This window comes from Paenibacillus aurantius (assembly GCF_032268605.1).
GTDB classification, from domain to species: Bacteria; Bacillota; Bacilli; order Paenibacillales; family NBRC-103111; genus Paenibacillus_AO; species Paenibacillus_AO aurantius.
On sequence record NZ_CP130318.1, the window covers coordinates 6,257,665 to 6,282,518 of the forward strand.

The 24,854-nt window shown below is 51.2% G+C and carries 25 protein-coding genes; 6 read left to right on the forward strand and 19 right to left on the reverse strand.

Translation table 11 applies throughout. The annotated features are described in order from the left end of the window. The first annotated feature begins 209 nt into the window (after positions 1-209). Both hcp and MJA45_RS28350 read left to right on the forward strand, forming a co-directional pair. A complete protein-coding gene (hcp, locus tag MJA45_RS28345; RefSeq protein ID WP_315605235.1) occupies positions 210-1,505 on the forward strand; it encodes a hydroxylamine reductase in 1,296 nt (431 codons plus the stop codon). A gap of 135 nt (positions 1,506-1,640) precedes the next feature. Beyond that, on the forward strand, positions 1,641-2,351 hold the full coding sequence (locus MJA45_RS28350) for a DUF421 domain-containing protein (RefSeq protein ID WP_407083090.1): 711 nt from the start codon (positions 1,641-1,643) through the stop codon (positions 2,349-2,351). A gap of 27 nt (positions 2,352-2,378) precedes the next feature. On the opposite strand, the gene MJA45_RS28355 is transcribed toward MJA45_RS28350, so the two are convergent. After that, the gene (locus MJA45_RS28355; protein ID WP_315605237.1) at positions 2,379-2,996 is read right to left on the reverse strand and encodes a TetR/AcrR family transcriptional regulator; all 618 of its coding nucleotides are present in this window, start codon (positions 2,994-2,996) and stop codon (positions 2,379-2,381) included. A gap of 135 nt (positions 2,997-3,131) precedes the next feature. Here MJA45_RS28355 and MJA45_RS28360 point away from each other — a divergent pair, with 135 nt between their 5' ends. Both MJA45_RS28360 and MJA45_RS28365 read left to right on the forward strand, forming a co-directional pair. Further along, positions 3,132-3,869 (forward strand): SDR family NAD(P)-dependent oxidoreductase, encoded by a 738-nt coding sequence (locus MJA45_RS28360; RefSeq protein ID WP_315605238.1) that lies wholly within the window; start codon positions 3,132-3,134, stop codon positions 3,867-3,869. A gap of 29 nt (positions 3,870-3,898) precedes the next feature. Continuing rightward, positions 3,899-4,672 carry an SDR family NAD(P)-dependent oxidoreductase gene (locus MJA45_RS28365; RefSeq protein ID WP_315605239.1) on the forward strand — a complete coding sequence of 258 codons (774 nt, stop codon included), beginning with the start codon at positions 3,899-3,901 and terminating at the stop codon, positions 4,670-4,672. A 124-nt stretch (positions 4,673-4,796) separates the two neighbouring features. On the opposite strand, the gene MJA45_RS28370 is transcribed toward MJA45_RS28365, so the two are convergent. The 4 genes from MJA45_RS28370 to MJA45_RS28385 form a co-directional block, all read right to left on the reverse strand. Beyond that, complete coding sequence (locus MJA45_RS28370; RefSeq protein ID WP_315605240.1) at positions 4,797-5,384, reverse strand: NAD(P)H-dependent oxidoreductase; 588 nt, start codon at positions 5,382-5,384, stop codon at positions 4,797-4,799. After that, a complete protein-coding gene (locus tag MJA45_RS28375) occupies positions 5,381-5,902 on the reverse strand; it encodes a DUF4188 domain-containing protein (RefSeq protein ID WP_315605241.1) in 522 nt (173 codons plus the stop codon). The genes MJA45_RS28370 and MJA45_RS28375 overlap by 4 nt, the downstream gene beginning before the upstream one ends. A gap of 72 nt (positions 5,903-5,974) precedes the next feature. Continuing rightward, entirely contained in the window at positions 5,975-6,487 is a 513-nt protein-coding gene (locus MJA45_RS28380) for a TetR/AcrR family transcriptional regulator (RefSeq protein ID WP_315605242.1), read from the reverse strand. A gap of 140 nt (positions 6,488-6,627) precedes the next feature. Continuing rightward, the gene (locus MJA45_RS28385; RefSeq protein WP_315605243.1) at positions 6,628-6,981 is read right to left on the reverse strand and encodes a nucleotide excision repair endonuclease; all 354 of its coding nucleotides are present in this window, start codon (positions 6,979-6,981) and stop codon (positions 6,628-6,630) included. Positions 6,982-7,228: 247 nt separating this feature from the next. Here MJA45_RS28385 and MJA45_RS28390 point away from each other — a divergent pair, with 247 nt between their 5' ends. Beyond that, positions 7,229-8,335, forward strand: a complete 1,107-nt coding sequence (locus MJA45_RS28390) for a PRK06851 family protein (RefSeq protein WP_407083091.1) — start codon at positions 7,229-7,231, stop codon at positions 8,333-8,335. 149 nt (positions 8,336-8,484) lie between these two features. Here MJA45_RS28390 and MJA45_RS28395 read toward each other — a convergent pair whose 3' ends face one another. The 6 genes from MJA45_RS28395 to MJA45_RS28415 form a co-directional block, all read right to left on the reverse strand. Further along, positions 8,485-11,067, reverse strand: coding sequence for a S8 family peptidase (locus tag MJA45_RS28395; protein WP_315605244.1), 2,583 nt, complete (start codon positions 11,065-11,067; stop codon positions 8,485-8,487). A 14-nt stretch (positions 11,068-11,081) separates the two neighbouring features. Beyond that, on the reverse strand, positions 11,082-12,074 hold the full coding sequence (locus MJA45_RS28400) for an AAA family ATPase (protein ID WP_315605245.1): 993 nt from the start codon (positions 12,072-12,074) through the stop codon (positions 11,082-11,084). 55 nt (positions 12,075-12,129) lie between these two features. Further along, positions 12,130-12,282: a helix-turn-helix domain-containing protein gene (locus MJA45_RS28700; protein ID WP_407083092.1), complete on the reverse strand. Its 153-nt coding sequence runs from the start codon at positions 12,280-12,282 to the stop codon at positions 12,130-12,132. A 69-nt stretch (positions 12,283-12,351) separates the two neighbouring features. Further along, positions 12,352-12,831 carry a 23S rRNA (pseudouridine(1915)-N(3))-methyltransferase RlmH gene (gene rlmH / locus MJA45_RS28405; protein ID WP_315605246.1) on the reverse strand — a complete coding sequence of 160 codons (480 nt, stop codon included), beginning with the start codon at positions 12,829-12,831 and terminating at the stop codon, positions 12,352-12,354. 88 nt (positions 12,832-12,919) lie between these two features. Then, positions 12,920-13,087, reverse strand: coding sequence for a CxxH/CxxC protein (locus tag MJA45_RS28410; protein ID WP_315605247.1), 168 nt, complete (start codon positions 13,085-13,087; stop codon positions 12,920-12,922). Positions 13,088-13,103: 16 nt separating this feature from the next. Beyond that, positions 13,104-14,285 carry a S1C family serine protease gene (locus MJA45_RS28415; protein WP_315605248.1) on the reverse strand — a complete coding sequence of 394 codons (1,182 nt, stop codon included), beginning with the start codon at positions 14,283-14,285 and terminating at the stop codon, positions 13,104-13,106. 133 nt (positions 14,286-14,418) lie between these two features. Here MJA45_RS28415 and MJA45_RS28420 point away from each other — a divergent pair, with 133 nt between their 5' ends. Continuing rightward, positions 14,419-14,610 carry a hypothetical protein gene (locus tag MJA45_RS28420; protein ID WP_315605249.1) on the forward strand — a complete coding sequence of 64 codons (192 nt, stop codon included), beginning with the start codon at positions 14,419-14,421 and terminating at the stop codon, positions 14,608-14,610. Positions 14,611-14,634: 24 nt separating this feature from the next. Here the strand turns inward: MJA45_RS28420 and MJA45_RS28425 are convergent, their stop codons facing one another. From MJA45_RS28425 to MJA45_RS28460, 8 genes are all read right to left on the reverse strand, one after another. Further along, entirely contained in the window at positions 14,635-15,441 is an 807-nt protein-coding gene (locus tag MJA45_RS28425; RefSeq protein WP_315605250.1) for an MBL fold metallo-hydrolase, read from the reverse strand. 169 nt (positions 15,442-15,610) lie between these two features. After that, positions 15,611-16,372 carry a two-component system regulatory protein YycI gene (gene yycI / locus MJA45_RS28430; RefSeq protein ID WP_315605251.1) on the reverse strand — a complete coding sequence of 254 codons (762 nt, stop codon included), beginning with the start codon at positions 16,370-16,372 and terminating at the stop codon, positions 15,611-15,613. 27 nt (positions 16,373-16,399) lie between these two features. Next, on the reverse strand, positions 16,400-17,683 hold the full coding sequence (locus MJA45_RS28435; protein WP_315605252.1) for a YycH family regulatory protein: 1,284 nt from the start codon (positions 17,681-17,683) through the stop codon (positions 16,400-16,402). Further along, a complete protein-coding gene (gene walK / locus MJA45_RS28440) occupies positions 17,680-19,539 on the reverse strand; it encodes a cell wall metabolism sensor histidine kinase WalK (RefSeq protein WP_315605253.1) in 1,860 nt (619 codons plus the stop codon). The genes MJA45_RS28435 and walK overlap by 4 nt, the downstream gene beginning before the upstream one ends. After that, positions 19,540-20,253 carry a response regulator YycF gene (yycF, locus tag MJA45_RS28445; RefSeq protein ID WP_315605254.1) on the reverse strand — a complete coding sequence of 238 codons (714 nt, stop codon included), beginning with the start codon at positions 20,251-20,253 and terminating at the stop codon, positions 19,540-19,542. It lies immediately after the preceding gene. A gap of 156 nt (positions 20,254-20,409) precedes the next feature. Then, positions 20,410-22,260, reverse strand: coding sequence for a M23 family metallopeptidase (locus tag MJA45_RS28450; RefSeq protein ID WP_315605255.1), 1,851 nt, complete (start codon positions 22,258-22,260; stop codon positions 20,410-20,412). Positions 22,261-22,537: 277 nt separating this feature from the next. After that, positions 22,538-23,155 (reverse strand): hypothetical protein, encoded by a 618-nt coding sequence (locus MJA45_RS28455; protein WP_315605256.1) that lies wholly within the window; start codon positions 23,153-23,155, stop codon positions 22,538-22,540. Between the two features lie 273 nt (positions 23,156-23,428). After that, positions 23,429-24,715 (reverse strand): adenylosuccinate synthase, encoded by a 1,287-nt coding sequence (locus MJA45_RS28460; protein ID WP_315605257.1) that lies wholly within the window; start codon positions 24,713-24,715, stop codon positions 23,429-23,431. Positions 24,716-24,854 lie beyond the last annotated feature (139 nt).

Genomic DNA, 24,854 nt, shown 5'->3' on the forward strand with positions numbered 1-24,854 from the left:
CGCTCCCTTGTTGGTCAATCCCTTTATTATGTCACAATGGAGTGCGCAGGTGGAATGCCAAATCCTTCCCATGCCAAGCGTGTGGCGATTATCAGAACAAATTGTCCAAAGGTTATAAGAAACCCTTCCCGGGTGTGATAAGACTCACATATTATCCGATTTCTGCCCTATATAATGAGGTTCATCACGATACGGGAGATGAGACGGATATGTTCTGTTATCAATGTGAACAAACGCCTGCAGGCGGATGTAAAGTGGTGGGGGTTTGCGGAAAAGATGAGACCATTGCCAGCCTTCAGGATACGATTATCTTTGCGCTAAAAGGGATTGCCGCCTATGCCACGCATGCACGACAGCTGGGTTATACCGATCCCGAAGTAGACAAAATTACGCACGAAGCCCTCTATCTGACCTTGACCAACTCCAATTTCAACCTGCAGGAACATCTCGATATGGCCATGAAAGTTGGCTCCGCTGCAGTCAAAATTATGGATGTTCTCGATCGTGCCCATACGACTCACTTCGGAATTCCCCAGCCTGTCGTCGTTTCCCAGAATAGGATCGAAGGCAAATGTATCGTGGTAACCGGTCATAACCTATACGCCCTTGAGGAATTGCTGAAGCAAACGGAAGGCAAAGGCATTAATATATACACCCACTCGGAAATGCTTCCTGCCCACGGCTATCCGGAGTTGAAGAAGTTTAGCCATCTCAAGGGGAATATCGGCAAGGCCTGGTTTGACCAACGTCGTCTTTTCGAGCAATTCCCCGGCGCTATTCTGGCGACAACGAACTGCGTCATGCCGATTAAAGGAACCTATGCCGACCGGTTCTTCTCCTACGAGGTGGCTGGGCTCGAGGGCGTCACGAAGATCATGGGCGAAGATTTTTCCCCATTGATCGAGAAAGCTTTATCTTTGCCGGAAGCGAATGAGGAGTCCGACCAGGTCCTGACCACCGGATTCCACCACGAAACCGTCATCGGGCTGGCACCTGAAATCATTCAAGCGGTCAAAGACGGCAAAATCAAACGTTTCTTCGTCATCGCGGGCTGCGACGCGCCGGGCACGGGAGGCGAATACTACAGGGAATTGGCTACTTCCTTGCCCCCTGAAACGGTCATCCTGACGACCTCTTGCGGGAAATTCCGTTTCAACGACGTCGATTACGGAACCGTTCCGGGAACCGGTATCCCTCGCTATATCGACTTGGGCCAATGCAACAATTCCGGATCAACCGTCAAAATCGCCCTGGCGTTGGCGGATGCCTTCGGCTGCAGCGTCAATGAACTGCCGGTGAGCATTGTCCTGTCCTGGTTCGAGCAAAAAGCGGTGGCGATCCTCCTCGGCTTGTTCAGCTTGGGGATTCAAGACATCCGCATCGGACCCAAGCCGCCGGAATTCGTAAGCCAAGGCGTATTAAACGTATTGGTCGAAAAATTCGGATTGAAACTGATCGGCAACGCCCAAGAGGATATGAAGACCATGCTGGCCTTGCCGCACTAATAGGAAAATAGAGAAAGCGGTTGTCCTCGGCTTACGAGCCGGGAGCAGCCGCTTTTTCGTTGGAATAAGGATTAGATGACTTGTCCATTCTATGGATAGACTTTCCACTACGAAAATGAGGCGAATCCAACTATCATGAGCACTTTTCTGGAAATCATTTTGAGAACCATCGCCGCTTTTCTCTTAATCATGATCATAACGAAAGTAATCGGTAAACATACCATCACGCAGATGACGTATCATGACTTTGTTTCTTCTATTACGTTAGGGGCCATTACGGGCAATATAGCTTTCAACACATCGTTAAAGTCATGGAATCTTATAGCGGCCCTTATTACTTTCAGCGGAATCGCCTTCCTCGTCGCCTACATTTCCATAAAAAGCCGGAAATTAAGGAAATTCTTTTCGGGGAAACCGACGATGGTCATTGAAAACGGCAAAATTCTGGAGCAGAATTTACGAAAGTTAAAGTTTTCGCTCGATACTTTAAATCAAGAACTGAGGGAAAAAGAAATTTTTGATATCGAGGAAGTGGAGTATGCCGTTCTTGAACTGAACGGAAAGCTGTCCGTATTAAAGAAGCCGGAATTCCGGCAAATTACACTAAAAGATTTATCCATCATGAGCCCGGACAAAGCCCATTTTCCCCTTGAGTTGATTATGGATGGAGAAGTGATTGATGAAAATATTAATCAAGGCGGGCTTAGCCGGGAGTGGCTTTTCCAACAGTTGAACGAGAGAGGATTGGCCGTAAACGAAGTTTGTTACGCCGTGAAAGGAACCAACGGGGGTTTATATTTCGATCTATATCAGGATAAGATCAAGAATCCTACTGACCCGGAATAGGGATATGATTTCATGATCAAACAATGACTAGTGATCGCTTCCTAATGGAAGCCGGTCACCGTTTTTTCCTACATACTTAATGGAATGGATATGCGTCCTCGTAAGGTCGATGACTTCTTTAATAAATTCGTCCAACGATTCCTTAAAGCCATTGCTGATCCACATTAGAATCAGTCCATAAAAACCAAATGCCGTATAGCGTTTAAAATAGTCCATATTGACCGGAGTGTGGTTTAAGGTTTCAAAAATAAATTGTTCCTTATAGATCTTCAAGATGGATTGGGGAAATTCGGTATGCAGCCCCGGTAAGGTATCGTCATATTTAATAAGCTCGAAGAAATCGCGGTGTTCATAAATGTAACCAATAATAGCAAACGAAGGCGGGTTTAACTTATTCGCCTTTACCTGCTGTCCGGGGTAATAAGGTTTGCCAACGGAATCCTCCAGACCCTGGATCCTAGAAGCAAGCAAGTCTTCAGCCAATTGGATTTTATCTTGATAGTGGACGTAGAAAGTGCTCCGATTATAGGCGGCGCCATCCACGATGTCTTTTACGGAAACGTTATGATAGCCCTTCTCTTTAATGAGTTTGATAAAAGCGGATTTCAAATGCTCCTTTGTCCGATTTCTTTGTTGATCCTTCATGAATAAACCTCCTTCCAAAAAGACATTTTATACTAAGGTGTCTACTGCATGAACATCAGCCAGAACCTTGATGATTGTTATAGGGGAACAGAGGAGTACAATTAAATTGTACTCATTATACAAGGAGGATCAGCCATGGGTAAACTGCATAACAAAGTAGCCGTGATTACGGGTGGGGCATCGGGTATCGGTGCCGCGACAGCACGTCTGTTTGTATCAGAAGGAGCCAAAGTGGTTCTTGTTGATTTAAATGAAGAAAAAGGGCTGGCATTCGAAAAGGAGCTAAAAGCGCTCCATGGCGATGCTTTATTTATAAAGGCCAACATCACAGTCGAAGAAGAAGTTGCTGATATTTTCAAACGAGCTATTGAAGCTTTCGGTAAAGTGGATATCGTCTTTAATAATGCCGGGATCGGGCGTGTTCATTCTTCGCATGATCTTGACTATTCCGAGTGGCGCAATACGATAAATGTCGACTTGGATGGGGTATTCTTGGTAGCGCGCGAAGCTATCCGTGAAATGTTGAAGCAAGGCGGAGGCACGATTGTCAATACGGCCTCGATGTACGGTTGGGTCGGATCCCCTGGTTCGGCTGCCTACAACGCGGCCAAAGGCGGCGTTATTAACCTGACCCGCTCCCTTGCGCTGGAATACGCGGAACGCAGCATTCGCATAAATTCATTATGCCCAGGTTTTATTGATACACCGATTATTCCCGAAGAAAGTAAACAAGCCTTGGCCCAGATGACTCCCATGAAACGTCTTGGCCAGGCAGAAGAAATGGCGAAAGCTGTATTGTTCCTGGCTTCTGACGACTCTTCCTTCATGACCGGAAATAGCTTAACGGTCGATGGCGGGTATACGGCTCAATAATTCTTTCATCATCTGGGGAGGTATTCATCATGGCAAAATTCGAGGGTAAAGTGATTATCATTACAGGCGCGGCGGGCGGAATCGGGAAAGCGACGGCCAAGAAGCTGGCAGAGCAAGGAGCCAAGCTGGCTTTGGTGGATTTGAACCTGGAAGCCGTTCAACAGGCTGTATCCGAATTGGGACTGAGTGAGGCAAATTCGATTGCCATTCAAGCCAATGTGGCAAAGGAAGAAGATGTCAAAGCCTATGTTAAGGCAACCGTTGAGAAATTCGGCAAAATCGATGGTTTCTTCAACAATGCAGGGATCGAAGGCATTACGGCGAACGTTGAGGATTATCCCACTGAGACGTTCGAACTGGTGCTGAACGTCAATGTTAAGGGTGCATTTCTGGGCTTGAAATACGTGGTACCTGTGATGAAGAAACAAGGGTACGGCAGCATCGTAAATACTTCCTCCGGTGCTGGATTGATCGGATCACCTGGTTTTGTGGGCTACAATAGCTCGAAGCATGCTGTCATCGGAATGACCAAAGTCGTTGCATTGGAAGCCGCCCCGTTTGGCGTTAGAGTGAATGCCGTGGCGCCCGGGGTTATCAATACCCGCATGATGCGTCAGATTGAGAAGAATACGGTTCCGGAGGACGCCGAAGGAGCAAGAAAAGCATTTGGCGCTGCTGTCCCCATGGGAAGATACGGAGAAGCGGAAGAGGTGGCTAATGTAGCTGTCTTCTTGCTATCCGATGACGCTTCCTATGTGTCCCAATCCATTTACACGGTGGATGGCGGCCAAATCAACCAATAACACGGTGAAAGCAAACATTGCCGCCCTTTCCGCTTCCTAGTAGGAAGCGGGGAGGGCATTTTTGTGCGCAGATCTCGGTCGCGTCACTTGGGATACGGTTCTAAGCATTGTCTGTAACGGCAAGTTATGTTCTCAGCGTTTTGAAATAGCGATAGATCTTATTTAGTTTTTCCTTTTGTCTGCCCCGTGGACTCTCCATGCTGCCAAACTCAAAAAACTTCACTTTTTTGATGCCAACGAAGCTAAAAAGCGCTTTACGCATTAATATTTTGTGTGCGTTATTCAGCCACAGCAAAGGATAAAGAGCCGGTCCCTTCATACTGGAGATGCAGACAACCGACTTCCCCTTTAAAAGTCCTTCCGGCAAAAGCCCGCCCTTCTCTCTGTACGCAAAACCTGAAGCAAACATTTGGTCTATATATCCCAGTAGCATAGCCGGAGGACGCCCCCACCAGATCGGGTATATAAAAACGATTTTATCGGCCCACATCAGTTGCTCTCGGTATACAGCGAGATTCGGGTCGGCATGCATATCTCTCCTGCGTTTATTCTCGTTAAAAATCAGAATCGGGTTAAACCCTTCCTCATATAAATCCAGCACTCTTACCTCATCGATCTTCGCATTCTCCTTGCATCCTCGAAGGACCTCTTGAAAAAGTGCAAAACTTAAGCTCTGATGATTAGGATGCGTGTAAATAACCAGCGTGTTCATCCGTGCGCTCCTTTATGGGGATTTGCCGGCGTCGGCACGGCTGGCTCATTCTCCCCACCCATACGACGGCGCGATGTCTCCATTCGGCCAGTCGCCGGAATATGCTCGGTCACCTTGGCAAGGCCAAACACCGGCATATTTCCATAAACACACTCATAATCGCCGGCCCGGACTTTGTAGGTTTCATGGTAGATCCCGACGGTTCCATCGGTTCCGACCTTGCGATTAAAATTCCGCCAGGCATGTAGATGCTGTCCGCCGCGGGCATACTCCTCAAGCTGCTCATACGAATCCCAATATTGGAGCAGATGCACGCTGCGCCACCCCACCATGAACTCAGTACCCCGAAAGCCTAACTTTCGATTGGTATAAAGTTCTTTCAGCATCGGCCCCATCGCCTGCAACACAGGCAGCCATTTGTGTACAGCCCACAGCCGATTGACGCGCATGCCAATTAAGAAAACGACGAAGTCGCCCTCTATACGGGCAGTGTATCTACCTGGTTTTACTTTTGCCATTTGGTTTCCTCCCGCTTCTTCTATTTTATTTATTAATCAATAAATGAAAAGCCGAAAAGGAAGAGAAGGCGGTTAGTCCTTCTCACAGTATGGTAAAAGTTCTGGCATCTCCAGCACCTCGGACAATACCGTAGCCATACCCATGCCAATAAAGGCAGACGCCCGGAGGCCCGGCTGCGGAATTTGAGCCCGCTCGAATTTTTCCTTTACTACCTCATAAATATGGGAAAATCCTTCCCTCACCTTCCCGCGGATCCCAGGTTCAACCGTCGTGAAAGCCTGCATGGACAACAAAGTTTCGTCCCGGTGTGTTGCCAACAGGTCGTAGAACGCCTGGCCCATCCGGTCCTCCAAGTGCTCCGCCGACGCTTCCACCTCCGTGAATAGGCCTGCAATACGCTGAACGGATTGCTCCAGAACGGCAAGGAACAGCTCTTCCTTCGTCTTAAAAAAATGAAACACGTAAGGCTGGGTAACCCCCACGGCTTGAGCTATATGGGTCGTTGTAGTCTTGTAATATCCTTGTTTGGCAAAGACGGCTATGGCGGCTTCGACAATTTGCTGTTTGCGGTCATCTTTGGCCACTTCTTAGACCCCTTATGTATTTATTTATTAATCAATAAATACACGAAATATTGGTAACTGTCAATAGCCACCCATAAAACGAAAAAGCAATGGGCCTGTTCCCCTTGGGGATTCAGCACATTGCTTCTTGCTATCGGCATTTATGAAGTCAATTTATCTACGTTGTATTTTGCCCCGAGCTTGTTCGCTATATAGGTTTCATAAATTTCCCGCTCAACGGGGTCCTCTACGATAGACACCTCTATTTTCACGACTTCATCTCTGTGATTTTTGATCGGCGAGACGGTATCTTCAAAATGCTTCTTGATTCGCTGCCGCAGCTTTCGAGCCTTTCCCACAAAGAGCAGTTCGTCCTTGTCGTTGTAGAATAGGAAGATGCCGCCTTTTTCCCTGGTGATTAGGTGGAAATCCGTAAACCCATAAATATGGCTCAATTCTGGAGCCTCTTGCTTATGGATGGTGACTTCTGGCGTTGGAATCGTAATCGTTATCAAGTTTATCCACGTCCTCTTAACATATAGAATTACATCTTACCATAGATGCTTGTCATTCGTCTCTTTAAAGTAAAGTATACGCCAGAACGGACGCCACAAAACATCAAATAGGGGGAGGACAAACACCTCTTGTTACCTTGCGGAATATACAGAAGCATAGGCATTTATCCCACGCATGCTTATTCTGATGGATCCCTTTGAACCTCTAAATCATAGGAATCGGAATAGGCAAAAAGGAGTGTTCCAGTTGGTGGACAAATCATCTCACTACTTTGCCCGCGGCAATACGGCTCGCGGAGCCCATTTCTTGTATAAATCCGCCTTTGATGGGCTGAACAAGATATACGTCCTTAAGGGTCCCCAGGGTACGGGGAAATCTACGGTTATTAGAAGCTTGGCGGATAGTTTGCTGGCTAAAGGCCAGCATGTGCAATGCTTCCATTCCCCCCTCCGCCCCGACGAACTGGACGGCCTCATTCTAACGGAAGGGAAGATTGGGATTGTCGATGGGCGAGTCTGCGAGGGGATTACGCAGAACGAAGCCGGTGAAATCGTCTATATGGATTTCGGGAGAGCTCTTGAGTACAGCCATATTTCCCCGGAAGATTCCGAGGCAATAGATGGCCTTAAAGATAAGCTGGTAAGTGCTTATTCCAAAGCATACGAAACGTTCCTAACCGCATTGCGGATTCATGACGAATGGGAAAAATATTATATCGAAAGCATGGATTTCATGAAGGCTGACCAGATTGCGCAGGGTTTGATTCAAGAATTATTTGCTGGTCATGAAAATGATACACCAACCGTTGGGCGTCACTTGTTTTTCGGAGCTGCGACTCCGAAGGGGGCCTTCGATTTTATTCGAAGCTTGACCGCTCAATTGGAAAGACGGATTTTCATCAAAGGAAGGCCGGGATCCGGAAAATCGACCCTGCTCAAAAAGCTTGCCGCCGCTGCCGAAGAAAAAGGAGTCGAAGTCCAAGTTTTTCATTGCGGCTTTGATCCAAACAGCCTGGATATGTTGATATTTCCGAAGCTGGGAACAGCTATCTTCGACAGTACCGCCCCGCACGAATACTATCCTGATCGGGACGGGGATGAAATCCTAGATATGTATACCCTTACGATGACTCCTGGCACCGATGAAGCCTATGCTGCCGAATTAGCCGCTATTAAAGAACGTTATTCGGCAAAAATGAAAGAGGCCACCTCCTCTTTGGCGGAAGCCGAGGCCATCGATTCCCAAATTAAGGCCTATTATGTTGCGGCTGTCGATTTTTCGATCGTGGAGGAACTCCAACGGCAATTGCAGTCTGAATTTAATGAGCTGATCTCCAAGCAGCTTTTAAAATAAGGGTACAATCGAAAAGTGTTCTACCCAGACTGGGCATAGCCTTCTTATGAGGGCTGTGCCCTTTCATCTTGCCGTCCTACTTATGATAAGGTTCTCCGTACCAGGCGAAACGCGAAATAAGGAACCGAATTATCGGTTCCTTATAAGTGTTATTCTACGATTCTATTAGTTTGTATCGTAACGGCTTCTCTTATCCTATTCACTACAGTTGAATAAACATCAATGTCTAAACTATCGGATATTTCTTGTGCTAACTCAAAGGTTGCAAGCAAACCATAAGAGATTGGGTCGAACCTTGTATCTGCATCATCTTTACAATTAACTTTTATCTCTATACTGTCGTCAGGATCCCACGATACTGCTCTATCGTCAAAGAAGATCTCATGTTGGACTGTACTTCTCTTGACACTCTTATCATCCGTATTTTTCCGAAAGCCGAGTAGACGATTGTTATTAAGAGTAAACCATAACTGCGCAGATCGATATTTTTGTTTTGAAGGGACAGTTGGTGATAGATATGCTAAGGTCACAGTAAGTTTCCGATAATATCTTCCGGTAACAAAATCAAAAGGGATAGGCAGCTTATAGACGTGAGCTTTGTTTTTAGTCAAACTCCCGTAACCGATTAATGTCGCTCGATTTTTGGCGCAGTCCATTACCTTGGAGACATCAGGAATACCATTTCCTAACCATTTAGAGACCCTCTTCTCTGAAACCTCTAGTGCTTGCGCTATCAATGAAGCAGAATCAGTATCCCACTCTGCTCCGTGGACCAACATCGATTTGATGATAACTGCAGCAAACTCATCCGGTACACTATCCCCCGTTTGGGATAAGAAGATCTCTTCCAATACATCGAAACATTTACCCCCGTAATGCGTCATAAGGGCTGTTGCATCGCTTGTACCGAAAGTATATGCTCTGGACGATGTTTCGTCGTCTCCAGGAAATGCCACACAACAGCCAGGTGGACGTGTAAGCGATGTAACCCAATTCATATTGTCATTGAACAGTGATTCCTTTAGGAACTTCCTGCCCCCGGGGTAAAATATATCGGGTTTTATTGAACGATTATATCCAGAACCTATAGCTGAAATTGGACTAGGAAGCATTTTAGTATACGGAAAAATGAACCTATCGTTTTCAACTACAGTACTCGCATCCGAAAATATTGCACCCACAGAAAGACTATTAATACTCTCTGCTGGTGAAAGCAACCTCATATTTCTGCTATTCTGCTCTATTGCTCGGAGTACCAGTTTCCCCCTCTCATCCGGCGATAGCCTCGCAAAATCCGAGAAAGGCATCCCCAAACTAATATTATTCGTACTGTGATTACCTGCACTTACAATAAACAGCACCTTATATTTATAACTTAACCAATCAAGCAATCTTGCGAGTGGACTCATAGAATTCACAAACTGTCTTGAGGGATCACCCATCGATAGATTAATAATCTTCACTTTAGGAGCAACAGGATCTGTTGTAGAATCACCTTCGAATAAACGCCTGACAGCCATATGAATTAAGTCGACTATAATAACGTCATTTGGGACTTTTTCAGTTAAGTTGTCATTGAAATCCCTTGTTGGTAAAAAAATCGGCCTTACATATATCTTTCGGTTTAACGAAGATTCCTCGCTATTTAAATCATTGTGCAATATCAATGATGACATTGCTGTCCCATGCACCCTATTTTTTACTACATAGAGTCTTGCCCAGTCGTTGGGATCATCCACTACCAATCGTCCGTTTAATAAAGAATGATTTTGCATTGGTAATCCATCAAAAAGAGCAACCACAGGCTCAGAATTAATTTCGGTATCTACTAAAGTGACGTCGACCTCCTCTAAGGGCCCATCACCTAAATTTACTGGAAAAGCAATCTGACCCACGGGTCTGAAAAACATAATATCATCAACCCTAGTCAGTTGGACTTCCTCATAATTGTTTACCAGATTTTCAATTTGATTTCTTGGTAAAGAAACCAATAAGGAATGGAATGTTATTTCCGAAATCTGACATTCTGACAGTACATCCCCACCCATATCTTGAATTACTCTTCTTATTAAAGAAGACGAATTGCTTCTATGAATTAAATTATTTCGGAAGAATAGTTCGACTTCAAAATTTACAACTTCACTTCCGTCAAATTCAAGATTTTCTCTCCAGTAGTCCAGCACATGTGTTTCTTCTAACCTATCCAATGGACTCCAGTATCTAATATCTTTAAGTTGCCTAAAAACGTCTCTAAATCCAGCATATCCACGCTGGAAAACCATGTCTGGATCTTGTACATACTGACGCCATAAAGATAAAAGTTGATCAAGTGCTTGTTTATTAGTCATTACGCAATAAACTTTACCAGATAATTCTCCGTCCTCTATATTCCCCTCCGCATCGGTTGGTGAAAAATCCTCATCACTAATTCCATCAACTGATATATCGAACATCCATTCCAAACCGTCAATTCTTCTCACTGCTGAATAAAAACTATCCACACCCCCAACTACTTCAAGTACAAGAGCGGTCTCTGGATTCATTCCTGAGGCGGTGCTTTGGACAGTAACATGCTTTGTCTCAATTGCACGTTGTAATTGTTCAAACTTCGGAGCAAATTTCTCCATCTGTCTGCCTATTGTTGGTCTAGTAAATGTAGGACCTCTCCCACTACCATTGGCCCTTTCGGATTCTTCAAATCGTGGAAAAAGAATTAGTGGACGTTCGGCCATGCAAAAGGTACCCCCTACATATCTCCATTGTTAACTCTCTTTTGTGATTCCCACAATTTTACCACTTTTGTAGAAACCTCGACTATATTTTCATTAGGTAACTGTAAAATGTATTGTCTTTGGATAGATCTTGCAAGTTCCTCAGCTTCCGCAAAGCTGTAGCCTAAGCATTTTTTCGCAAGAGTACTAGGTGCTAATCCGAGTTTAAATCCTGTTCTTTTTTCAAAATCAACGAACCATTTTTCTAAACTATCTCTTGAGGGTGTAGGTAGTTCTAAATGAAGTTGAAATCTTCTCCAAGCGGCTTTATCTAAGAGGTTCTCGTGATTTGTTGCCCCAACCACAATCACATAACTTGGTAAGGAATCAATGTGCAATAACAAGGAACTAACAACTCGTTTTATTTCCCCGGTTTCATGGACGTCTCCGCGCTCTTTACCTAATGTTTCAAATTCATCGAAAAAAAGTACACATTGACGTCTTTTTGCTTGATCAATTAATTTCGCTAACCGATTAGCTGTTTCACCTAGATAGGCACCTACTATTGTCTCGTATTTGACGGTTAACAGCGGAATCATTAGCGCTTCTGCAATTGCTTCGGCTACCGAAGTTTTCCCATTGCCAGGAGGCCCGTTAAGTAAAATTCGGTTTCGAGGTTCCAACCCGTAAGATCTTAATAGATCAGCTCTATTTTGTTCCTCAATGAGTTCCCTACACAATGAATAGACATTTTGAGGAAGGATTAGATGCTCTAATCTCTTTCTTGGCGTTATTTCAGTAAATAGTGATTGTTCGATTGAACCATTCTTACCAACCGAAGGTCCCATTTGCGAATTGTTGGGATTTGACCTGGAACTGTTTAAAAGTTCCTCAATCCGATTAACCAAGACATTGTGTTGCTTTGCACGTTCCTCCGCACAAACTGCTTCTGTAGCTCTTCGTAAGTTTGGCATATCGCCATGCAGCCCATATTTAATTATATCTAAAAGCAAATCTGCCCTAGCCATAGTTAATGAACTCCTTTCCAGAGGTTTTCTAAAACCCCTTTATTCCGACAGAATGCTAATATTGAACGTTGTGCAAGTTTACTTGGTTGGTGTCTTCATTCTCCCACCTATCTATTGTTGAAAAACTTAAATCGAGTTCGCGTGCTAATTGTTCTTGAATTAATTTTAATTCTTTCCTTAAATCTTTGATGACCTTTGAAAAAACCATTAGATCACCCCCAAAATTAATAAAATTATAGCACTTGCTATGGCGTTACTGGGTAAAAATATTTCGCCGTCACTTATGATAAGGCTCCCCCCGATTAATCTTAAACGCCCGGTACACCTGCTCCACCAGGATCAGCCGCATGAGCTGGTGCGGGTAGGTCACCCGCCCGAAGCTCAGCTGCTGGTCGGCGCGGCGCAGGACGGCGGCGGAGAGCCCGTGCGAGCCGCCGATCACGAACGCGACGCGGCTGCGGCCGTGCGTGCCGAGCCGCTCGAGCTGGCCCGCCAGCTCCTCGGACGACCACGTCTGCCCGCCGATGGCGAGCGCGATCACGTGGGCGTCTTCCTTGAGCTGGGCGAGGATCCGCTCGCCCTCGCGGGTGCGCACCTGCTCCTCCTCCGCCGCGCTCATCGTGTCGGGCGCCTTCTCGTCCGGCAGCTCCGTGATCTGCACCTTCGCGTACGGCCCGAGCCGCTTCAAGTACTCGGCGATGCCGTCCGTCAGGTACTTCTCCTTCAGCCGGCCCACCGCTACAATTTGTATATTCATCGTTCGTCCCCTCCTAATAGCCCTTGCCTTAACCTACAATCCGACAGGAAATGCAAAAAAGAGGGAGCCCGAGCTCCCTCCTTCCCGCCTATACCACCAAAAATTGCGCGTGCTTCTCGCATTCCTCGCAGTGAGGAGGCGGGTCCCAGGCGGCGAACTGCGTTTTGTCCAGGTCCACCACATCCGGGGCATCCTCGTATTCATCGACGAACCGGTCGATGGCCAATTCCACATGATCCTTGCATACGACGTACATGTAAGTCCTCCGTTACTTAGTCCAGTTCCGCCAGCTTCACGGTGGCGGAGGCCTTCTTGCCGGCCCGGTAGTAGGTGACGATGAGTTCGTCTCCGATTTTTTTATGGGTGAACAGATACTTGCGCAGCTGCATGGTGCTCGCGACGGGCTTGCCGTCCAGCTCCACGATCACATCGTGGGTCTTGAGTCCCGCATCCTTGGCCGGTCCTGTCACATCGTTTACGATAATACCAGTTTTCACATCCTCGGGCAGTTTTAATACTTCGAGCCCGCTTTTGAACGACTGCACGTCCTCCGAGGTGATGCCCATCTTCGGACGCTTGATTTTGTGGTCCTTGATGAGGGCGTCAAGCACCGGCTTGGCGCTGTTGATCGGAATCGCGAACCCGAGGCCCTCGACGCCCGCGTCCGAGATCTTCATGCTGTTGATCCCGATCACCTTGCCGTCGAGGCTGACGAGCGCCCCGCCGCTGTTGCCCTGGTTAATGGCCGCGTCCGTCTGGATAACGTCCATCTCCCATTCCACTTCTCCGTCCGCCCCCAGGTACACGGGGATCGTCCGGAGCGGCGAAGAGATGACCCCGACGGTCGTCGTCTGGGAGAAGCTCAGCCCGAGCGGGTTACCGATGGCGATGGCCGCCTGCCCCGGCTTCAGCTCGTCGGAATTGCCAAATTCCGCGACCGCCTTCACGCCCGCCGCGTCCGTCTCCAGCACGGCCAGGTCGGTATACATGTCACGGCCGATCACCTCGGCCTTCTTCCGCTCGCTGTCCGACAGCACCACCTCGACCGAGGTGCCGCCATCGACCACGTGATTGTTCGTCACGATCCGCACGCGGTCGCCGCTCTTCTGGAAAATCACGCCCGAGCCCATTCCGATGCCCTTGACCTTGTCCCCGTCCTTCATCGTGCTGATGATGCTGACGACGGCCGGCCGGACCTTATCCCCGGCGGCCACGACCCGGTCGTTGATATCATAGACCGGCACGCTGGCCGCATTCGGATGAACGTCAGCCGCTAACGGCTCCTCGCCTCCGCCGAACCATTGGACAAGCGTCAGCATCAGCAGCATGCCGGCCAGCACGGACACGGCCGAGACGATCACCAGGCGGTTCGGATTGCGGCGGCGCGGCTCCCACTCCCGTCTTGCCCTCCGCGATACCCGCGTATTGTAGAAATCATCCTTCCAGAAACTCATCCGAACCCCCTTTCCGCCGGCGCGGCGGGGGGTCCTGCCGGGACGGCTCTATCTTTTATATCGCTTATAGGAATCTTTCGGCTGATTCGTGACTAGACTAATAGTATCCAAGAGCCCAAAAGGAGACCTGCTCATGAATCCGATGGACCAAGTGAACCTGATCGGCAAGCTAGCCGACCTGAAAAGCCAGCAGTATGACTCGCTGCTCCTGTTGAGCGCCCTAACCGACCTGCTGATTGAGAAAGGCCTTCTCACGCAGGCGGAGCTGCAAGCCCGCATCGCCTCGCTCGATGCCGACGCTCTGCCCGAGCGTTTCCACGGCTGACGTCCGGCCCCAAGCCCGATTCCGCTAGTCTTCGTCCAGCGAATCCCATTCGGTCGGACGGTCATAGTAGGTGTCCATCAGCTTATAGGAATGGTCCTGGCAGGTGATCCGGTTGTCCTCCAGAATATTACCCACCGTTAAACGGGCCAAATCGGTCATATTATGATTACGGCTCAGGTGGGCCAAATAGACCCGCTTCGTGCGTCCCCCGAGAAGCTCGCATAAGCCTTCCCCTGCGGCATCGTTGGACAAGTGCCCGAGGTCGCTCAGAATCCGCCGTTTGATGTTCCACGGGTACCGGCCCATCCTCAGCATCTCCACGTCGTGATTCGACTCCAGCACGAGCACGTCGGCATCCGCGACGGACTCCTTCACCTTTGGGCTCAAGTACCCAAGGTCGGTCGCCACGCTCAGCTTCTGTTCCCCTTCATAGAAGTTGTACGCCACCGGCTCCGCTGCATCGTGCGAGATGCCGAACGACTCAATCTTCATCGTTCCGAGGTCCATCGAGGAGCCCGTCTCCATCACCCGCTTGTTCTCCTCGGCGATGGCCCCGATCTGCTTCTCCAGCGCCTCCCACGTCTTCTCGTTCGCGTAGACGGGCAGGTTATATTTCCGCGCGATAGGCCCAAGGCCTTTGATGTGGTCGGAATGCTCGTGAGTGACGAGAATCGCATCCAGGTCGTGCCCCGAAATGTCGCGTTCCTCCATCAGCTGCTCCAGCTTCTTCGCGCTGAAGCCCGCGTCGATGAGCACCTTCTTCTCCCCGTTCGCCACCAGCGTCGCGTTTCCCGTCGAGCCGCTGGACAATACGGTAAACCTCAATCCCATGTTTTTCTTGCTCCTTATCTTGTGACTTCCGCTGAAGCTTTCCTGCGCCTCCCGGCTTAAGGATTGCCCCTCTATGTGTAGGAAAAGCATGGTAGCTTCCCTAAAATCCATTCTAGCTCTTCCAGGCCATTCCGGCCTTCCCCAAGCCTGCTCTCGTCCTTCCTAACCTCTACCTTGCCATTCGGGCGTCGGCCGTCTCCTTGCCGTCCTGCGTGCCTTCTACGGCGCCGCTGAACGCTTCCACGTAGAACAGCTCTCCGCTGTTCAGCACCACGCGCCATACCGGCAGCATGTACTGCGTGTCCGCATCGAAGCGCTGCCCATGATAGCCGAGCCGGACGTCGGTAATGACCGAGTTGTCCTTCAGGTGAATGTCCGCGAGACTTTTGAGGGCGGTATAGGCCGAAATGACCTTCTGCTCCTTGGCGTCTCCCCCTGATTGTACTTCAACATAGGTCTGTTTGTAACCTGTTAGTTTCCCCTTCTGCTCCAAAAGCTGAAGCGTGATGTCGAAGAGGGGAAGCTTGTCGTACATCTGGTTCATCACCTGCAGCCCTTCCTTGCTCGCCGCCGGATCTAACTCGTACTGCTCGGCATGGTTGACGCCTGCTTTGTCCAATACGGACTTCATCCGGCTCCGGCCGAAAAAGTTCACCGTACTTACCGGCTCCGGCAGGGATATAGTCGTTTTGTCGCTGTACGTTTCCTTGTAATTGACCGCCTTCAGCTTCGGCGTTTCCTTCGGAATTTCCTTCATCTGCACCGTAATGTTCTTGCTCGCGAGCAGCTTGTTCGTCTCCTCCATGGCGATGGCCGTATCCGTCAGGGAATGGACCTTATCCGAACGGCTGTTCCACAGCTGGAAGCCGAGCAATACATTCAGCATCAGAAACGAGATGATCAATACCGTTTTGGCCCGTCCCCAGTCCATGGCTTCCCTCCTGTCCCTTCCGGCCCTTTACAGAAACTCATACGTCCCATCCCTCAGCTCCACCGCCCATCGGGGGGTCAGCTCCACCGTCTTATCCGTGATCCCCGCCTTGTAAGCCGGGAAAACATTCACCACCTGCGCCCGGCGGGGATAGGCTTTGACCAGGTCATCGAGTTCCTTGCCTCCCGGCAGCGTAACCTGGGTTTTGGAGGACGGCTTGTCCATCAGGATGGTCGACCGCTCGTAGTTGGAGACGATGCCTTTGTTCAGGACCACCTTGATGTAGCCGAACAGGTCCTGCTTCGTGTTGATGATCGGGTAGTTGTCGATATATTGGCGGAATACGATCGTCTGCGGCCCCGTCCCCTGCTTTGGCGACAGCTCGCTGTACAGGTAGTTGCCGTTCCACCCCTCATGCTGGTTGATAAAAGAGATCGCCGACAGCATATTCTCCTTCACATCGTTCTTCGAATTGACGGGAGCCGATACCGGATCCGTGAAGGCGAGCCAATGCTGAGCGCTCTTCATCTGCAGGCCGCGTTTCGCATCGGTGTAGAACTGGGTTCCGTTCTTCTCCTGTAGAAGGCTGACCATGGCCGGATCGGCAAAAAGACTCCGCTTCAGCTTATCCGCCGTCAACTCGGTATAAGACATCTTGTATTGCACGGCCTCCACCGGCACATCCGGCAGGTAGTAGTCACCCGTTTCGGTATGGTAGGAAGGCTGGTATTCGCCCAGATTGACGAAGTTCTGAATTTTGGCCGCGTCCAGGTCCGCCTTCACCGCTTCGTAAACGACCAGGTTGGATTCACTGAAGAACAGGGCCTTGACCTCGCCCTTGCTCTCGTCAATGTAGATCCAGATCTTGGCGATATAATCGTTCTCGATCGGGGCTTCTTCCTTGATCTCCATCACCCGCTGCAGCACGGAGAGGGGCACGGCTTCCCGGAACTTGATCTCCAGTCCCGGCGAATTGTTGCGGATCGCCTCCATGTTGAGCGACGACCCGAACGTGTTTGTCCGGTGGAAGCCCTCGAAGCGCCGCTGCTGCAGAAATTCGTTGTAAATCATATGATAGAACGGCATCTGAATCGGAAGCACCGTATGCTTCTTATTGCCCGAATGAACCACGATCTGCTCCGGGTACACGACATCCTCCACATTCGCCTGAGTTCCGGTCAGCTCGGTCGGAATATAGTCGGTCTGGTTGACCAGCTCGAACTTCGGCGTTCCATAGGCGAGCACGTAGCTCTGGATAAGACTCGCGCCGACGAGCACGAACAGAATGGCCGATTTCAGACGTTCCCTCATGCCGGCTCACTTCCTTCCTGCGGGGAATACGGGAGGGTGAAGGTGACCTTGGTGCCTTTGTTGTATTCGGAGTCGAGGGAGATCGTTCCCCCGTGGGCTTTAATAATTTCCCGGGCAATGGACAAACCGAGGCCCGTCCCGCCCATGTTACGTGAACGGGCCTTGTCCACCCGGTAAAACCGCTCAAAAATACGCTCCAGGTCCTTCTTCGGAATGCCCACTCCGTTGTCCTCGACCGTGACCTGCAGCCACTTCTCGTCCTTCACCCGGGCCGTCAGCTCGATCCAGCCCCCGTCTCCGGTATACTTCACGGAGTTCGAAACGAGGTTGTCGAGCACCTGGTCGATCTTGTCGCGGTCGACGAGCACCGGCTTCAGCCGGGTCTCCACCTTCTGGCGGATGCGGATATGCCGCTGCTGAAGCTGGAAGGCGAACCGGTCGGCCACCTCTTCTAGCATCTCCGCCGGATCGGTCCATTCCCGCGACATCATCGCCTGCTTCGAATCGAAGCGCGACAGATGCAGCAGGTCGGTCACGAGGCGGATCATCCGCTCGGTCTCGTTGCGCGTCACGCCGATGAACCGCTGTGCTAGCTGCGGCTCCTCCAGGGCACCGTCCTCGAGTGCCTCGAGGTAGCTCTTGATCGTCGTGAGCGGCGTCCGGAGCTCGTGGGACACGTTCGCCACGAACTCCCGGCGGGCCTGCTCCAGCTCCTCCTGCTCGGTGACGTCCTGGAGCACGACGATCGTGCCCGTCGTCCCGATGTCCCGCCGGTGGATCGGCGTGAAGGTCACCCTCACCTTGCGGGGCTCCTCCTCCGGCCGGTCGAATTCGAGCAGCGTGACCTGCTCCTTGTCGTGCACGTGCGCGTTCTTCAGCTCCGGCGGCAGGTTCAGGAGATCGGCCAGGTCGCGGCCGAACGCCTTTTTCTCCTCGACGTCCAGAATCTTGCGGGCCCGGTAGTTGATCAGGATGATGCGGCCGACGTCGTCGGTTGCGATCACACCGTCGCTCATGTTGGCGAGAACGGATTCGAGCTTCTCCTTCTCCTCCTCGTTCGAGGACAGCGCCTCCTTCAGCCGGTCCGTCATGTAGTTGAACGCGTTGCTGAGCTGCCCGATCTCGTCCTGGCTGTACAAGCGCACCCGCTGGTCATAGTTCCCCTCCGCTACCGAGGTGACCTGCTTCGTGATTTCCTTGATGGGGCTTGTGATCGTATGGGAGAGGAAGATGCCGAGAAGAGCGGTCAGCGCGAGTGCAATGACGGTACCGGAGATGAAAATGCCGTTGACCCGGTTGATCGTGGAATAGACATCCTTCAGCGGCTTCGTGATGTAGACGGCATAGACCACCTTGTCCCCGCTGGTCACCGGCATGGCCACCGCTTTCTTGCGCTGGCCGTCCGTGTCGATGAAGATCTGCTCCTCCCGGATGTTCTGGAGAGCCCGCATGACGATGCTGGTGTTGTTCTTCGTATTGAGGATTTTGGCTGAATCCGGCTGGTTCGTGCTGATGACGGTCCCGTTCGCATCGACCACCTGAATGCCGAGGTCGGCATTGCCGAACTTGCTCCACGCCACGACAAGCTCGCTGATGCTGTCGTTCAGCCTTTTGCTGTCGGGGACCTTGGTGTCTCCCGTCTTAGGCTCTTGCTCCGAATCGGCGTATTGGGCCGCCACGCGCTCGGCAAGCAAGCCCGCCTGCATGTTAAGGGAGTCGGAGAACGTCGTCATGAACGAGTTCTCCATCGTCTTCATAAAGTAGATCCCGATCAGCTGCATCGCAAAAAGAATCAGCAGAACATAGATGATGATCAGCTTCATCTGAATGGTGCGAAAGAAGCGGGTGGCTTTCATTTACAGCCCTCCGTTTTTGGGGCTGCGCATCATGTAGCCGAGGCCTCTCCGCGTCGTGATGTATTCCGGACGGCTCGGGTCGTCCTCGATCTTCTCCCGCAGCCGGCGGATGGTCACATCGACGGTCCGCACGTCGCCGTAGTAATCGTACCCCCACACCGCCTGTAGCAGATGCTCCCGGGTCATCACCTTGCCCGAGTTCTTCGCCATGTAATGGACGAGCTCGAATTCGCGGTGGGTCAGGTCGAGCGGCTCGCCGTCCTTGTAGACCACGTACATGTCGCTGTCGATCAGCAGGTTGTGAAGCCGTAGTCCCTGGTTCTCCTCCGGCTCTGGAGCCGCCTGCGCCTTCGTCTGCCTTCTCAGATGGGCTTTCACCCTTGCCAGAAGCTCTCGAGTCCCGAACGGCTTCGTCACGTAATCGTCGGCGCCCATCTCGAGCCCCAGCACCTTGTCGAGCTCGGTATCCTTCGCCGTCAGCATGATAATCGGCGTATTCAGCTTCGCCCGGATTTCGCGGCACACGTCCATCCCGTCCTTGACGGGAAGCATGAGGTCGAGCAGAATCAGGTCCGGGTCCTCGGAGAACGCCAGCTCCACCGCTTCCCCGCCGTCATACGCGCAGACGACCTGGTACCCTTCCTTCTCCAGGTTAAATTTCAATATATCGGCAATCGGACGCTCATCGTCCACTACAAGAATTTTTCCGTACATCCCGCACCGCCTGTCTTATGGACTGCTTATCACCATACCTCTATTCTAACAAAAAAGAGAGACAGCCGCGAACCATCCGGTCGCTTCCGTCTCCCCTGTATGATGCTGCCTGATCCCGTTTCCTTTTAATTTCGGAATCGGTGATTCAACTTGCTGTTATCGGCTTAAGTACTTAAGAGGGTTCTCTACGTTCCCATTGCGCTGAATTTCAAAATGCAGATGAACGCCGGTCGAGTCGCCGGTGCTTCCCATATAACCGATCTTCTCGCCTTTCTCGACGATTTTGCCCACCGTGGTGTACAGCTGGCTCATGTGGCCGTAAAGCGTGCGGTACCCGTTGGCATGATCGATGATCACGCAGTTACCGTAATCGTTGCGGTAACCGGCGAAGACCACTTTGCCGTTATCGGCAGCGAGAATATTTTTATTGCCGGAGACGAGGTCCACTCCCTTGTGGAGCTTGCCCCATCTTTGGCCGAATCCGCTCGTCATTGTGAAGGAAACGACCGGGTAAGCGAACTTCCCGGATCCTTCGCCCAGCACGACCTTGGTCCCCTTGCGGACGACCGCCTTCACGGGAGGCGTGACGACCTCTTCGCTCTCGAGCTCCTCATCGGCCATAAGACCGTCCACCTTCGTGACCTTGAAGGCCACCTTCTTCACGCCGTTCTTGCCGTCTTGAACCGGCTGGACTTCTCCGGCTTTCATGGCGGGGTCCTGGATAACTTCCGTATCATACTGGACTTCCTGGGTCTCGACCATCTTCTCTACCGTCTTAACGGACAGAGCCGGCTTCAGGATCGTCAAGTTCAGCTGCTGGCCAACCTTGATAAAATCGTCCGTCACGCCCGGATTGTTCTGGTAAATCGCCTGCTTCGTAATATTGAATTTCTTCGCGATGCAGCCCAGGCAGTCGCCTTCTTGCACGGTGTAGACGTTAGGCTTCACATCGCCTGTCTGCAGCTTCTCGATAACCTTCTGCGGATCGGCCAGCTCCTCCGGCTGAACGTTCACCGGGGTGAGTTCCACCTTCTGCACGAAGCCCGCTTCCTGAAGCTCGCTTTCGCCCGGCGCCAGGTTCTTGGTGGAGAGGGCGGCGACTTCTCCAACATTTTTATCTTTTTGCGGAACATATTTGCCTTTGATGGTGTCTAATACAGTGTCGGCTGTTTTCTGGTCCTTCAAGACACCGACGGCCTTCCCGTCAATGGACAGCTGGACGCCCACCGCGTGAGCCGACAGCTTGGCCGACAACGCTTTAAGGGCCGCCTCGTTATCATACTCGAGGTTGAAAGCCTTTTCGCTTCGGATTAGAACCTCATCCGTGTTCAGGACCATTTGGACGTCGGGGTATTTCTTCCCCAGCTCTTTGTATTTCTCGATCTTGAAATCATCCACGAGCTGCGGGGAACTGACCGTTCCGATATCCTGGCCGTTAAAGAGCACATGATACACTTCGTGCGTATTCGCCTGTACATAATGATTGCCGCCGAACGTAATGCACCCGATAAGCCCCAGTGCTCCTGCGCCCTTCACCAGCTGCATACGGTAACCGCGCAGCACGGAGAACCAGTCCATCCGGACCGCCTGCTGCTCCGATTCTTTGGAGCCGTCGGCTGTAATCAGGGACGGTTGTTCCGCCGCGTTCGTTTCCGTCGAATCCATCACCAGTGGTTGGGATTCGTTCGGATTCTCTGCAGCTGCCAGGGGCTGCTCCTCGTTCCGTTCCGCCAGCACGGCCGCCGCCGCTTCCTTCGTTTCGGAGGAGGTCATTACCGGCTGCTCCGTTACCGCTTGAAGAACGGCTTCTGTCTGCGATTCTACGTGCGCTTGACCTTCTCTATTGGGCGTTTCGTTCTTCTCTTCTATCTTCTCGATCGGACTGCCAACCGATTTGCCCAAGACGGCATTCATCCTGCCAGTCAAGCTTTGCCATTGGCCCTTGGAGGTTTGCTTGGCCGAAGCCAGCTTCTTCAAGACCCAATCTATACTCTTGATTCCTGTCATGATTGTCTCCTCTTAGTCTTTTTTCCTGGTGGTTGGACAGGACTCCGGGGGATCCGCTCATTTACACATCCGGCCTCAATACGTCAAATTTCGACATCCCGCACCAACGTAGCCTTTACTAGGTTACCACATTTCTCCCGAATCGATCAACCAATCCCACTTCTTTACCCGGAATTTACCGGTTGGAATCGGAGACATGAGGCTGTTCCCGTTCAAGACTTAACCAGACTTAACAAGAGGCTGCACGCCTATTTCAAGGACTTTCCATCGTACGGCATCAGTTGTATTTGTTGAGAATCGCGGTCAGCTCCTTCACTTGTTCCGGCTTGATATACTTATCGATCATCGACTGGATTTTGCCCATTTCCTCGCCTGTAATGCCGTCCTCCGCCATGGCCGACAGCGTCTGAAGCTCGCTCGCCGGCAGGCTCCCCGCCAAGGTCGTGAAGATCTTCATTTTGTCCTCGTCGGACAGCTTCTCCTTCTTCTTGATAAAATCCTCCGCCGACATCACCAGATTCTGCCCGCTTCCGGTTGTCGTCTGTCCCCACACCTCAACGGCTCCCTCGCCTCTTGGCACAGGAGGCTCCGACGGGTTGGCTGTCGTGCTTTGGTCGGCCGCTCCCGTCCCGCCGCCGTCCCTTCCGTTCGTCATCGTTTCGACCGCCTGCTCCTTCGCTTTTCCCGATGACTGTCTAAATATATTCAACCCGCTCGACACATTTGCCAAAAAGTCTGAAAATTGCATGTTTTGACCGGGCGTCTCCAAATGATACTTGGCCAGCAGCTGGTCCACATACGTGTGCACCGTTAGCCACGTCACGTAGATGGTCATAACGGAAATCAGAACAGTCGCGGCGATTTTTTTGGCCAGCCAGGTTACGAATCTTGTCAAAGCCGTTGCCTCCTCCACTTTCATCTACCGTCTAGTATGGACGAAAGAAGAGAGACTCAATCGGGCCGACGTGTAAAATTTACCCAAAAAAATCTAAGGAATATTACTAAGTAATACTAAATAATATAAAGGGTTATTTCCCTAAAAACCCAGGTAAAGTCAAGGGAAATACCATGTGCTGGCTTATTCCGGTGTCCCTTCTTTCCGATTGGCTATCCGGTACGTTCCCTGGTTCATAGAAAAAAAGCCCCGGGTTTCTCCGGGGCTTTCGTGTTAGATATAGATAGGCCGAACCTGGTTCGTCTGCTCGCGGTTGCGGCCGACGGAGAAGATGGAGATCGGAATGCCGGTCAGCTCCGACACCCGGTTCAAGTATTGGCGCGTGTTGACGGGCAGGTCATCCAGCGAGCGAACGCCGGTGATGTCCTCGCTCCAGCCCGGCAGCTCCTCGTACACCGCCTCGCACTCGGCCAGCATGTTAAGGTTGGCCGGGTAGGTGTCGATCAGTTTGCCGCGGTACTCGTAGCCCGTGCAGATCTTGACCGTGTCCAGGCCCGTCAGCACGTCCAGCGAGTTCAGGGACAGGCCGGTGATGCCGCTCACCCGGCGGGCATGCCGGACCACGACGCTGTCGAACCAGCCCACGCGGCGCGGGCGGCCGGTTACGGTGCCGTACTCATGGCCCGTTTCGCGGATACGGTCGCCGATCTCGTTGTTCAGCTCCGTCGGGAACGGACCGTCGCCCACGCGGGTCGTGTACGCCTTGGCGACCCCGATCACCTGGTGGATCTTGGTCGGGCCCACGCCCGAGCCGATGCAGACGCCGCCCGCCGAAGGGTTCGACGACGTAACGAACGGATAGGTTCCTTGGTCGATATCGAGCATAACGCCTTGCGCTCCTTCGAAGAGCACCCGCTTGCCCTGATCGATCATGTCGTTCAGGACGACCGAAGTATCCGTAACATAATGGCGCAGGATGTCCGCGTAGCCCTGGTACTCCTTCAGGATGGATTCCACGTCGAGCCCCTTCACGCCATACACCTGCTCGATGAGGGAGTTCTTCTCCTTCACGATGTGGCGCAGCTTGCGCTCGAACTCGGCGCCGTCCATCAGATCCGCCACCCGGATGCCGTTACGTGCGGCTTTGTCCATGTAGCACGGCCCGATCCCCTTGCCGGTCGTTCCGATCTTGTTGTCGCCCTTGCGCTCTTCTTCAAGCTTATCGAGAAGGAGGTGATAAGGCATGATCACATGGGCCCGGTCGCTGATGCGCAGGTTCTCGGTCGTAAAGCCGTTCTCTTTCACATAGTTGATCTCTTCTATCAAAGCGCCCGGGTTGAGAACCGTTCCGTTTCCAATGACGCACACTTTATCGCTATAGAAAATTCCGGAAGGAATCATGGTCAATTTGTATTTCTTGTCGTTGATGAGGATGGTATGACCGGCGTTGTTGCCGCCTTGGTAACGGGCCACCACTTCGGCCGATTCGGCCAGAAAGTCGGTAATTTTCCCTTTCCCTTCGTCTCCCCATTGGGTTCCTACTACTACTACGGTAGACATGAACATAACCCCCGTACGGTGCGATTTTCGGCACCAGTATTTGCGTGCTGAACGCACAGCATAACTAGTTTAGCAGTCCCCCCCGGCAAAGTCAAATGCAAAAACGAACAATCACACCCCTAGAGGTATAATTGTTCGG

What these genes read in the sequence shown, in the direction of transcription:
- MJA45_RS28410 (WP_315605247.1), bottom strand. Translation starts at nt 13,087, where the DNA reads ATGTACGTCGTATGCAAGGATCATGTGGAATTGGCCATCGACCGGTTC.
- MJA45_RS28375 (WP_315605241.1), bottom strand. Translation starts at nt 5,902, where the DNA reads ATGGCAAAAGTAAAACCAGGTAGATACACTGCCCGTATAGAGGGCGAC.
- yycI (WP_315605251.1), bottom strand. Translation starts at nt 16,372, where the DNA reads ATGGACTGGGGACGGGCCAAAACGGTATTGATCATCTCGTTTCTGATG.
- MJA45_RS28415 (WP_315605248.1), bottom strand. Translation starts at nt 14,285, where the DNA reads ATGAGTTTCTGGAAGGATGATTTCTACAATACGCGGGTATCGCGGAGG.
- MJA45_RS28425 (WP_315605250.1), bottom strand. Translation starts at nt 15,441, where the DNA reads ATGGGATTGAGGTTTACCGTATTGTCCAGCGGCTCGACGGGAAACGCG.
- MJA45_RS28435 (WP_315605252.1), bottom strand. Translation starts at nt 17,683, where the DNA reads ATGAGGGAACGTCTGAAATCGGCCATTCTGTTCGTGCTCGTCGGCGCG.
- MJA45_RS28460 (WP_315605257.1), bottom strand. Translation starts at nt 24,715, where the DNA reads ATGTCTACCGTAGTAGTAGTAGGAACCCAATGGGGAGACGAAGGGAAA.
- MJA45_RS28395 (WP_315605244.1), bottom strand. Translation starts at nt 11,067, where the DNA reads ATGGCCGAACGTCCACTAATTCTTTTTCCACGATTTGAAGAATCCGAA.
- MJA45_RS28400 (WP_315605245.1), bottom strand. Translation starts at nt 12,074, where the DNA reads ATGGCTAGGGCAGATTTGCTTTTAGATATAATTAAATATGGGCTGCAT.
- MJA45_RS28420 (WP_315605249.1), top strand. Translation starts at nt 14,419, where the DNA reads ATGAATCCGATGGACCAAGTGAACCTGATCGGCAAGCTAGCCGACCTG.
- hcp (WP_315605235.1), top strand. Translation starts at nt 210, where the DNA reads ATGTTCTGTTATCAATGTGAACAAACGCCTGCAGGCGGATGTAAAGTG.
- MJA45_RS28700 (WP_407083092.1), bottom strand. Translation starts at nt 12,282, where the DNA reads ATGGTTTTTTCAAAGGTCATCAAAGATTTAAGGAAAGAATTAAAATTA.
- yycF (WP_315605254.1), bottom strand. Translation starts at nt 20,253, where the DNA reads ATGTACGGAAAAATTCTTGTAGTGGACGATGAGCGTCCGATTGCCGAT.
- MJA45_RS28350 (WP_407083090.1), top strand. Translation starts at nt 1,641, where the DNA reads ATGAGCACTTTTCTGGAAATCATTTTGAGAACCATCGCCGCTTTTCTC.
- MJA45_RS28355 (WP_315605237.1), bottom strand. Translation starts at nt 2,996, where the DNA reads ATGAAGGATCAACAAAGAAATCGGACAAAGGAGCATTTGAAATCCGCT.
- walK (WP_315605253.1), bottom strand. Translation starts at nt 19,539, where the DNA reads ATGAAAGCCACCCGCTTCTTTCGCACCATTCAGATGAAGCTGATCATC.
- MJA45_RS28365 (WP_315605239.1), top strand. Translation starts at nt 3,899, where the DNA reads ATGGCAAAATTCGAGGGTAAAGTGATTATCATTACAGGCGCGGCGGGC.
- MJA45_RS28370 (WP_315605240.1), bottom strand. Translation starts at nt 5,384, where the DNA reads ATGAACACGCTGGTTATTTACACGCATCCTAATCATCAGAGCTTAAGT.
- MJA45_RS28450 (WP_315605255.1), bottom strand. Translation starts at nt 22,260, where the DNA reads ATGACAGGAATCAAGAGTATAGATTGGGTCTTGAAGAAGCTGGCTTCG.
- MJA45_RS28360 (WP_315605238.1), top strand. Translation starts at nt 3,132, where the DNA reads ATGGGTAAACTGCATAACAAAGTAGCCGTGATTACGGGTGGGGCATCG.
- rlmH (WP_315605246.1), bottom strand. Translation starts at nt 12,831, where the DNA reads ATGAATATACAAATTGTAGCGGTGGGCCGGCTGAAGGAGAAGTACCTG.